Source organism: Flavobacterium sp. (assembly GCF_017985075.1).
GTDB lineage: Bacteria > Bacteroidota > Bacteroidia > Flavobacteriales > Flavobacteriaceae > Flavobacterium.
The window spans coordinates 1-11,401 of sequence record NZ_JAGNYF010000059.1; the positions used below are offsets into that span (position 1 = coordinate 1).

General features: G+C 28.4%; 10 protein-coding genes. 1 reads left to right on the plus strand and 9 read right to left on the minus strand.

The annotated features are described in order from the left end of the window. Nucleotides 1-548: 3'-5' exonuclease (locus KA468_RS09280; protein ID WP_291242663.1), on the plus strand; the 548-nt coding region annotated here is incomplete at its 5' end. A gap of 8 nt (nucleotides 549-556) precedes the next feature. Here the strand turns inward: KA468_RS09280 and KA468_RS09285 are convergent. The 9 genes from KA468_RS09285 to KA468_RS09325 form a co-directional block, all read right to left on the minus strand. Next, nucleotides 557-2,182: an alpha/beta hydrolase-fold protein gene (locus tag KA468_RS09285; protein ID WP_291242664.1), complete on the minus strand. Its 1,626-nt coding sequence runs from the start codon at nucleotides 2,180-2,182 to the stop codon at nucleotides 557-559. Nucleotides 2,183-2,247: 65 nt separating this feature from the next. After that, nucleotides 2,248-3,099, minus strand: a complete 852-nt coding sequence (locus KA468_RS09290) for an AraC family transcriptional regulator (protein ID WP_291242665.1) — start codon at nucleotides 3,097-3,099, stop codon at nucleotides 2,248-2,250. A gap of 82 nt (nucleotides 3,100-3,181) precedes the next feature. Next, nucleotides 3,182-5,089, minus strand: coding sequence for an acetate--CoA ligase (gene acs / locus KA468_RS09295; protein WP_291242666.1), 1,908 nt, complete (start codon nucleotides 5,087-5,089; stop codon nucleotides 3,182-3,184). A 252-nt stretch (nucleotides 5,090-5,341) separates the two neighbouring features. After that, nucleotides 5,342-6,016, minus strand: coding sequence for an ABC transporter ATP-binding protein (locus KA468_RS09300; protein ID WP_291242667.1), 675 nt, complete (start codon nucleotides 6,014-6,016; stop codon nucleotides 5,342-5,344). 12 nt (nucleotides 6,017-6,028) lie between these two features. Beyond that, complete coding sequence (locus KA468_RS09305) at nucleotides 6,029-7,252, minus strand: ABC transporter permease (RefSeq protein WP_291242668.1); 1,224 nt, start codon at nucleotides 7,250-7,252, stop codon at nucleotides 6,029-6,031. Between the two features lies 1 nt (nucleotide 7,253). Next, a complete protein-coding gene (locus KA468_RS09310; protein ID WP_291242669.1) occupies nucleotides 7,254-8,342 on the minus strand; it encodes an HlyD family efflux transporter periplasmic adaptor subunit in 1,089 nt (362 codons plus the stop codon). Then, nucleotides 8,339-8,926 (minus strand): TetR/AcrR family transcriptional regulator, encoded by a 588-nt coding sequence (locus KA468_RS09315; RefSeq protein ID WP_291242670.1) that lies wholly within the window; start codon nucleotides 8,924-8,926, stop codon nucleotides 8,339-8,341. Before KA468_RS09315 ends, KA468_RS09310 begins: the two co-directional genes overlap by 4 nt. 85 nt (nucleotides 8,927-9,011) lie before the next feature. Further along, nucleotides 9,012-10,934: a propionyl-CoA synthetase gene (locus tag KA468_RS09320; protein ID WP_291242672.1), complete on the minus strand. Its 1,923-nt coding sequence runs from the start codon at nucleotides 10,932-10,934 to the stop codon at nucleotides 9,012-9,014. Between the two features lie 118 nt (nucleotides 10,935-11,052). Beyond that, entirely contained in the window at nucleotides 11,053-11,400 is a 348-nt protein-coding gene (locus KA468_RS09325; protein WP_291242671.1) for a response regulator, read from the minus strand. Nucleotide 11,401 lies beyond the last annotated feature (1 nt).

The following is an 11,401-nucleotide window of genomic DNA, read 5'->3' on the forward strand; positions in this document are numbered from 1 at the left end:
GGAAAAAATATACTGAATCTTTTAAAAGTCCAGCTACTAAATATGTTGTTATTAGTATGGAAACTTCTGGTTTAGATACAGAAAAAGATGTGATTATGTCTATAGCAGCAACATCTATAGTTGAAAATAGAATTATTTTGAAAGACTCTTTTGAAATTTACATTAAGCACACTACTCCATTAGATATTAGTTTAGATAACGAATTTATTGCGGTTAGTAAAGTAGAAAAAGTTTCTGAAGAAGTGGCGATTGAAACCTTAATTGAATATCTTGGAAATTCAATATTTATTGGGCATCGAATAGATTTTGATATCGAAATGCTTAACCAAATGTTAAGTCGACTTAAATTAGGAAAACTTAAAAATGAGGCATATGATATTGAAGCTATGTTTAATAAATTATCAGAAACCAATGATAAAAAATATGCAATGGAAGAAATGAGTAAATTTTTAAATATTTCTATCAGTGAACGAAATTCTGTGGCAGATGATGCCTACTCTATTGCTATTTTATTTTTGAAATTGAAAAGTAAATTGGGGATAAAATAAATTCATTTTTATTTTGATAAATTTTCTAAATCTTTTAAAGTAAAATATCTATTTTCTATATAGTTAATCTTACAATAATTAATGTATTTTTTTGAGTTATATGTTTTTAAATTATTCTCTGTTATTGTTTTTGCAATAAAATACCAAAATTCCAATTTGTATTCATTAAGTATTGTGTTACACTTTTCTAAAAAAACAATTTTTTCTTTAAATTGCTTTAATTTGTCAAATGAAATAAGCGCTTTTTTAAAATTATAGTAAAAAACTCGCTTTTCTAAAAGATGAATAGATTCTAATGATTTATTCCAATATTCAATACATTTCGCATAATTATCCATTGCAAAATAATGATTTGCTCTATCGATTGAATTTGATGCAAATAAATCTCTTTTTTGACAAAATGAAATTAAATTTTCATATTGATTAGCATCTTTAGTATCTAAAATTTTCCCGAAGAAATAATCAATATCATTGTAGAAAAATATTGGTTTAATTCCATAATTATTAATAATATTATTTTCATAATTTGTTGAAAAATCATAGAAATCTTTATAATTATTTATGCCTCTATAATCTTTAAAAATAAATTGAATACCATCTAATAAACTTTTAGCTACTAAATTATTGTGATCTGCATTGTATATTTTATTTTCAAAATTTATATTTTGTAATTTATACTTAAAAAAAACAGTCTCTATTGCTTTACCCGAATCAAATCTTCCAGTATCATCAAAAGTGCCATTCGCTAAAAAGTAATAAAGTTTTCTATTTTTATTATATGATTTCAAATAATCATCAATAGAACTCAGTTGATTATTAAATAAATTTGCACTTAAACTAATAAATCCATCAAAAGGACAATTACTTTCAGTTAGTAAAATATGGTTATATGTTGCACCGTCAGAGTGCCCTATCAATGTATTAAACCCTGAAACATAATAATTACTATTTATAAAAGGAATCAATTCATTAAATAAATAATCTTTATATTTTTTACCATTTTCAGTATAAAAAACATCTAATTCTTTATTTCTATTTTGTTGCATAATTCCTACCAAAATACATTCTGGAATGATCTCAAAAGCTTCAAGTTGTTTGTAGTATTGAACTAATAATTCAAAATTTGGAGAATAATCAGAATCTGTAAAATATAACACAGGATACTTTTTTGTTGAAGAATAATTATCTGGTAAATATATTTTAAAAGATTGATTATCATCTAAATACTTAGAATTCAATTTTTTAATTTCATATTCAGAAATAAACTCGTCATTTGTAATCTCATTGTCTAACCAATATCTTACTTTATAAAAAAATGTATTTTTTGAATTATTTTCAATTAACAAATTTGAAGTTTCTCCATTACTCTTAATAATTGCTTCTGATTCCCAATTTCCTTTGGTAAACTTAAATTCAACAGGTAAAGTTAAAACCAATGTAATTTCTCTTTCAAAATCACTGATTTTGTTCATTTTAATTTTGGATGGTTCCCAATTTCCTATATTTTCTTGATTACCTGTAATGTAAACTTCATCAAGATTACTTGGTACTTGAACTTTAAAAGTTATTAATGATTTATTTTGTCCAAATGATATAAAAGACAAAAAAAAGTAAAATAGAATATTGATTTTCATAAGATCTAAATTTATTTTACAAATGTATTGGAAATTATATTTAGAAAATTGGAAAAATAAGACATTTAAATTTTAGTGTTCCAAAATAAATTCTCATTACCAAAATGTTCTACTTTTTTAAAAAGGTTTTTTGGATTAATACCCGTGATTTTCCTGAATTGATTAATAAAATCAGATTGATCATAATAATTAAATTGGTATGCTAAATCTGTAAGCTTATTATTTTGATTATTGTTCAAGTAATGATTAAACGTTTTACGAAAATGAGCTATTTCAATAAAATCCTTTACACTCGAATTTAAATGATTTTTGAATTTTCTATTTAATGTTTTACTTGATATGTTTAAAATCTCTGAAAGTTCTGAAACTTTATATTTTTGATTATTATTTACAATTAAATCTATTGCTTTTTCTGTAAGGTTACATTTGAAATCATTAATTTTTGAAACAAAAAAATCATCTAAAATTTCTACTTTTCTGTCATAATCGTTTTCAAAATATACTTTGTCTAAAATTATATCAATTTCAGGGTCAAATTCAGAAAAAATAAAATTATCTTCTTTGGATATTATATCTTTAATAGTATTTTTAATAAATGAATTTAAACCTAAAGGTTCAAAAGCTATTGCTATTTTATCAAAAGGAGTATAAATTTCAGCTGCGCTAACAACTCTTTTTAATCCTGTATATAATTTAATATATTTCTTGTTCTTATTTGGTTTTGTTACTGAATTATAATTTTCAAAAAATGAAACATTAGAATTTTTATAAATTGTTATTGCATTTATTGTATTTGGATAATAATGAAATTTTATCCTTTCATCAATTAACTCGTTAGAATGAAAATAATAATAAGATATAAATTTCTTTAAAAGTTCTGACTTAGGTTTTTTGGTAATAAAAATTTTAGGTTTCATCGTAATTAAATTATACAAATTTAAATAAAAAAAAACTACTCCATTAATGAAGTAGTTTTTAACTATTAAAAGCAAAAAAAATCTATAACTTTTCGTTTTTAATTTCTTCAACAATTTCAGGGTTTAACAACGTAGAAATATCTCCGAAATTAGAGAAATCACCTTCAGCAATTTTTCTTAAAATACGTCTCATAATTTTTCCGGAACGTGTTTTTGGTAAACCAGATACAAACTGAATTTTATCTAATTTAGCAATCGGTCCCACTTGGTCTGAAATAAGTTGATTGATTTCTTTTCTTAAATTATCTTGATTTCTTGTTTCTCCTGTTTCTTTTAAAATCACAAAACCATATAACGCATTTCCTTTAATATCGTGAGGAAAACCTACAATAGCACTTTCTGCCACAGCTGGATGCTCATTAATAGAATCTTCAATTGGAGCGGTTCCTAAATTATGCCCGGAAACAATAATTACATCATCTACTCTACCCGTGATTCGGTAATATCCAACTTCATCGCGTAAAGCACCGTCTCCTGTGAAATATTTACCTGGGAATGCTGTAAAATAGGTTTCTTTATAACGTTGATGATCGCCCCAAATGGTTCTTGCCATTGACGGCCAAGGGAATTTAATACATAAACTACCAGTTACTTGATTGCCTTCAATTTCGTTTCTTAATTCATCCATTAAAACCGGTTGAATTCCTGGTAAAGGTAAAGATGCATACGTTGGTTTTGTTGGTGTTACAAAAGGAATTGGAGAAATCATAATTCCACCCGTTTCGGTTTGCCACCAAGTGTCTACTAATGGGCATCGCTTCCCTCCTACGTGGTCGTTATACCAATGCCAAGCTTCTTCGTTAATTGGTTCTCCAACAGATCCAATAACTTTTAAAGAACGTAATGGGAATTTTTGAACATAATCTAAATTTTCTTTGGCTAAAGCACGAATGGCAGTTGGAGCCGTGTAAAATTGATTGACTTGATGTTTTTCAATTACTTCCCAAAAACGACTAAAATCTGGGTAAGAAGGTACGCCTTCGAAAAGTACTGTAGTGGCTCCATTTAATAACGGACCATATAAAATATAAGAGTGCCCTGTAATCCAACCAATATCAGCGGTACACCAGAATACATCATTTTCTTCGTAATTGAAAACGTTTTTAAATGTATAAGCGGTGTAAACCATATAACCCGCAGTTGTATGTAACATTCCTTTTGGTTTTCCAGTAGAACCTGAAGTATATAAGATGAATAAAGGATCTTCGGCATCCATAATTTCAGCAACATTATTTCCTAAAGCAGCATCTAAAAGTGGTTGTAACCAAATGTCACGACCATCTTTCATATTTACATCCGTATTGGTTCGTTTAGCTACTAAAACTTTTTCTACACAAGGACATTTTTCTAATGCTTCATCTACGATTCCTTTTAAATCTACCGATTTATTTCCTCTAAATCCGCCATCTGATGTAATTACCATTTTACATTCAGAATCGTTAATTCTTGCCGCTACAGCAGAAGCTGAAAATCCTGCAAATACTACCGAGTGAATGGCTCCAATTCGTGCACAAGCTAGAACAGCTACAGCCAATTCTGGAATCATTGGTAAGTAAATACAAACTCTATCACCTTTTTTTATGCCTTGTTCACGTAATACATTGGCCATTTTAGAAACGCGCTCATATAATTCTTTATATGTAATATGTAAAGCAGCTTCTTTTGGATCATTTGGTTCAAAAATTATCGCCGTTTTATCGCCACGTTTGGCTAAATGTCTGTCAATACAGTTTTTAGTAATATTTACTTTTGCATTTAAAAACCATTTGAAATTGGCTTCTTGCATATCAACATCAAAAACTTTATCCCATTTTTGATACCAAGTAAAGTTTTCATCAGCAATACGATCCCAAAATTTTCTTGGTTCGCGTACTGATTTTTTGTACATTTTAAAATAATTTTCTAAATCAGTAATTTTATAATAACTCATTATTCGTTTGGTTTTTTGTTTCGTAATGTAAATATAATAAATCTATTCCTACGGAAAAGAAATAATTTGCTAAATAGGTATATATATAGTTATTTTGAGTTCTTAACTATTGATAATTTAAAAAAATTATTTGTGATAGACTTAAAAAATAATTTATTTTATAGTCATGCAAAACATGTTGAATTAAATATTTTTTGTTAGGGAGGAAATGAATTGAAATCAAAAAAAATAAATATTAAAAATATCCAAATATTAATATATTATTTTTCCGTCTTGCATTTCAATGATTCTGTCGCTTTTCTTTGCAAAATCATCGTCGTGAGTTACAGCTATAATTGTATGTCCAAAATTTTGAGTAAGTTCTTGAAATATATCAAACACTAAATTGGTATTTTTACTATCTAAATTTCCAGTCGGTTCGTCTCCCATAATTAAAAGTGGGTCATTAATTAAGGCTCTTGCAATTGCAACTCTTTGTTGTTGCCCTCCTGATAATTTACTTGCCAATTTAAGTGCCTGATCTTGTAAACCTAAGATTTTTAATTTTTGATAAGCACGTTCTTCTATTTCATTTTCGGAATATTTACCTAATTTTAGAGCAGGTATCATAACATTCTTTAAACAAGAAAATTCAGGTAGCAAATAATGAAATTGAAAAACAAAACCAATTTTTTCATTTCTAATTTTAGCCAATGCGTCCATTGATAAACCTGTCATTATTTGATTATCAAGTATTAATTTTCCTGAATAATCGTTATCCATTGTGGAAAGCACATATAATAATGTTGATTTCCCACTACCCGACTTGCCGATCATGCTTAAAAATTCGCCACTATTCACTTCAAATTCAATGTTTTTTAAAACTTGAAATTCAGTTGGTTCATGAAAAAATTTATTAATATTTTCAGTTTTTAATATTGATTTCATTTTATGTAAGATTTATTTTCTTAAAATTTGAACTGGATCAACATTGGCTGCTTTTTTGGCAGGAATATATCCTGCAAAAAAAGTAATAAGTAATCCGACTACTATTCCTTGAATGAATTTTGAAAATTCATAATCTATTGGGAAATAGCCAATATCACCACCTAAATATATTTTCTTTAAAAATGAAATTAAAATAACGGCAATAATTACCCCGCCAAAAACGCCCATTAAACCAATAGAAATGGCTTGTGTTACAAATATTTTTATTACATCTTTGCCGTTAAAACCCATAGCTTTTAAAATTGCAATGTCATTTATTTTTTGAGATACTGTCATATTCAAAATATTATAAATTCCAAAACCAGCAACTAATACTATTGTAATTGAAACAAACGTAATTATCATTTTTCGCATTTTATTAGTGGCCATAATTGTCGCATTCGCCTCTTTCCATCCTTCGGCTTTATAACCTGTAATTTGTGTTAATGTTTTAGCAACACTTTCTGCTTTTTCAGGATCGGTAACATTCACATTTATATCTGTTATATATGTTTGATTTTCTTTTAGTAATTGTTGGGCTGCAACTAAATTAATGTATGATTTTGATTTGTCAATTATTGAATTGTTCGTTTTAAAAATTCCTACAACTTTAAAAGTACGATTAACTCCTTTTGAAGAGGTAAGATTAATATTGTCATTGATAGTTACATTCATTTTTTCCGAAATTCCACTTCCTATTAATATTCCGTTTATATTGGATTTTAAATGATCGAAATTACCATCTACCATAAAGGAATTTATGTTGTACATCAAGTTAGCTTCATCTGGTTTGATCCCTATAGATACTCCAGGTAATTGTGATTTACCATTATTATAAAAAACACTTGTATTTACTTGAGGCGAGGCAACTTTTACTTCTTTTTGCTTTAAAATTAAATCTAAAATAGCGTTTGGATTTATTAATGTTGCTTTATTTGGTACAATTTTTGGGTTTATTATAAGGTAATTTTTATATGAATTTTCAACTAAAACTTTACTTATTTCATCGTCTTTATAGACTCTAATATGTGATGTGTTTCTGAAAATAGATTGATTTGAGCTTTTATCAAAACCAACTAGTAAACTATTCATAAAGATATAAACAGAGATACCCAATAAAACACCTAAAACAGCTACTGCAGTTAGTTTTTTGTTAGAAAAAATATATGTATTTGCTATGGTTAAGTTAATATCCATACTATTGATTTAAGGGTAATAGAATTGAATTTTCACTTATTCCATTTAGAATTTCAACATATTCTGTAGAAATAATTCCTGTTTTCACCACTACGTTTTCATCTTTTCCTTTAATTTTAACTTTATTTCCAAAACCAATATAATTTCTTGGTATTAATAGTGCGTTTTTCTTTTCGCCAACTAAAATATTGGCTTCTAATTGGGTTCCGAATATTGAATTTTGAATAGGATTTTCAAATACAACTTTGCAAATAAAAGATTGCGATTGATTGTCAAATGTAGCAAGTATTTCTGAAATTCTGCCAGTATAAACTTTATTTTTATTTGAATTTAATTTAATAAAAACGGGCTGCCCCTTTTTTATTTTATCAATACTGTTTTCATCAATATTCAATACAGCTTCCGTTTTTTTTGCATCAGCAATAACCGCAATTACCTCGCCTTTTCGAATATAATCACCATTTGATTTTAATTTTTTAATTATTGTTCCATTTTCAGTAATTTCAATAGAATTATATTTTTTAATAATTGTGTTACTTTTTAATTGTGAGTTTGTGGCAATATGTTGTTGTTTGGCTTGTTGCAAAATAACTGCGTATTGTTTTTTTAAATTAGTTAAATTAATCAAAGCACTTTTTGCATTTAATTGTGCATTTTCATACTCAACTCTTGATCCAATATTTTGTTTATTTAATCTTTCATATCGTTCAGCTTGCTTTTTATCTTGAAGATATTTACTTTCTGCTAATTGTATGTTTTGTTCTACCTGAATTAAAGCGGGAGAATTTATTGAGATATTTTCATTAGTAATGGCTATTTGCTTTTGAGATGTTTCTAAATTTACGGCGTTCAATTCATTATCAATTTTGGCAATTATTCCTCCTTTTTGAACGACATCTCCAACCTCAAAATCTGCCGATAAAAGAACACCGTCAGTTTGTGCTGTAAGATTATACGAATTGTCCCACTCAATTTGACCAGAAGCAAAAATCAATTCCTTTATGTCTTTTTTTATAAGTTTAACTTCCTCTTTTGAATTACATGAGTAAAGTAATATCCCGTTTATTATGATTATTGCTACTTTTTTCATTTTATTATTAAATTTAAATTGGTTTTCATAACATTATTCCCCTGTTGTATTAGATTTATTTTAAATTTAGATATTTTCCATTTTAACATCATCAATCTAAAACTTCCCATCAATATATGAACCATATCTTGTGTTTGAATCGCATCATTTATGAGACTGTTTTTTTTAGCATCTTCTATACATGCGGTTATTAGTGCTGTTTTATAATTAATAATTTTTAATATTGAGTGGTTAATTTTATCTGATTCATCGAATAAGCCTTCAGATAAAATGGCTACAACGAAATGTGGATTTTGACTAAAAAAAACAAATTGGCTATTAAATATTTTAAACAACTTTTCATGTGCTGTACTTTCTATGTCATAAATTGGATTTAATCGATGTTTTAAGTTATTTTCTAAATATTCTAATAACAAAACAATTATATCTTCTTTATTTTTAAAATGTCTATATAATGCACTTTCCGAAAACTGCATTTCCAAAGCTAAATTTTTAGTTGTTAAACCTTTAATTCCTTTTTCCATTAAAAGTTTTCCTGCAGATTCAATAATTTCTTGTTGTCGCTTGGAAGTAGTATCTATCATAAAAATTTAGTTAGTGAACATTCACTATGTAAAATTATAAAAAAAATAATCAATATTTTAAAACATATTGATTATTTTTTCTTATTTATCTAAATGAACCTATTTTCGCATTTTTAAATTCGGATCTAACTTCATCAATTATAGCTTCATCATCAATAGTTGATGGGATTTGAAAATCAGTACCATCCGCAATACTTCGTAATAATTTACGTAAGATTTTACCTGAGCGAGTTTTTGGTAATCGTGGCACAATAACCACATCTCTCAAAGAAGCGACTGCGCCAATTTGTTCTCTAACCAATTGAACAACTTCGTGTTGCAGTTGAAAATGCTCAATACTTTCACCAAATTTATTTACAACTAATGCCAATGGAACTTGCCCTTTTAATTCGTCATTTATCCCAATAACGGCACACTCTGCAACGGAATGATGTGAAGACACAATTTCTTCCATTTCGGCTGTTGAAAGTCGATGACCTGCTACATTAATCACATCATCTACCCTGCCCGTAATGAATATATATCCGTCTTCATCTTTAAAACCACCATCACCCGAAAAATAATAACCTGGAAATTTTTCTAAGTACCCTTCTTTAAATCGGGCATTTTCATTCCATAAATCCATCATCGTTCCTGGAGGCAATGGTAATTTTATTACAACGTATCCTTCTTCGTTTGCAGCCAGTTCTTCGCCTTCTTCGTTAAAGATTTGAATATTATAACCCGTAACGGCTTTTCCTGCCGAACCTGGTTTTATAGGTAAAAACTCTACTCCCATCATATTGGCAATCATTGGCCAACCGGATTCTGTTTGCCACCAATGGTCGATTGCGGGTACAGGAATATGTGCTTGATACCATTCTAAAGTAGCCACATCACAGCGTTCACCTGCTAAAAACTGAGTTTTTAAACTTGATAAATCGTATTTTTTAATGAAGTCTCCATTTGGGTCTTCTTTTTTGATGGCTCTAATTGCAGTTGGCGCTGTAAACATTACATTCACTTTATGCTCTTCAATTACACGCCAAAACGTACTTGCATCTGGAGTACGGATAGGTTTTCCTTCAAAAATAATAGTTGTATTTCTATTCAATAAAGGTCCGTAAACAATATAACTATGTCCTACTACCCAACCCACATCGGAAGCTGCCCAAAATACTTCATCTGGTTTAGCACCATAAATATGTTCCATTGAGTATTTAAGTGCGGTAGTGTAACCTCCTGTATCTCTGACAATTCCTTTAGGTTTTCCTGTTGTTCCAGACGTATATAAAATATACAACGGATGTGTTGCTTCTACTGGTACACAAGGTACTTCTTCTGAACCATATACTAAAGCATCATAATCAACATCGTATTTTTTAAATGGTATTCTTGCGCCTAATTTTCTGTTTAAAATAATTACTTTTTTTGGCTTATGTGCTGCCAATTCAATAGCTTCATCTACTAAAGGTTTGTATGCGATTAATCGGTCTATTTCAATTCCAGAAGATGCTGTAATTACAATTTTTGGTTTGCAATCATCTATTCGTATTGCCAATTCGTGTGGCGCAAAACCACCAAAAACTACGGAGTGAATTACTCCTATTCGGGCACAAGCTAACATTGCAAAGGCAGCCTGAGGAATCATTGGCATATAAATAACAGCCGTGTTACCCTTTTTCAAGCCTAAAGACAACATTCCGCCTGCTAATTTGGCCACTTCTGTCTTTACTTCATTATATGTATACTTCTTAACAGTTTGTGTTACTGGCGAATCATAAATAATAGCTACATTATCTCCAAATCCCTCTTCAATGTGTTTGTCTAATGCTAAATAACAAGCGTTTAATTCTCCATCTGCAAACCAAAGAGGATACTCATTTTGATCTTTAGACAAAATAGTAGTTGGTTTTTTAAACCATTTTATTGCATTTGCTTGTTCTGACCAAAATTTCTCTGGAGATTGAATACTATGGTCATATAATTCTTGATATGTCATTATTTCTGTTAATTTGTTCTGTTTTATTAAAGTAAAAATACTAAATTAAAACACACCAATTGAAATAATATTGCTAAATAAGTATATATTTAAATTGCAAAAAAAAGGTGAAAACAACTTTCACCTTTATACATTATTTAAAAAATTATTGAAGTAATTCAAGTACTTGTTCCACTACTTTTTTAATAGAAAAGGGTTTGGTTAAATATGCATCGGCACCTAATGCCATTCCTTTTTCAATATCGCTTGCTTTGTTTTTGGCAGATAAAAAGATGACTTTAGTATGCGATAAATTGCTGTCTTTTCTAATGTGCTCTAAGGTAGCATAACCATCAACAAGTGGCATCATAACATCTAAAATGATGATATCTGGAAAATTAGATTTTACAATTTCTAATGCCTCTATTCCATCTCGAGCAATAAAAACTTCAAAATCATTTTTCTTAAAAGTATATTCTAATGACATTACAATATTGGGTTCGTCATCTACAATT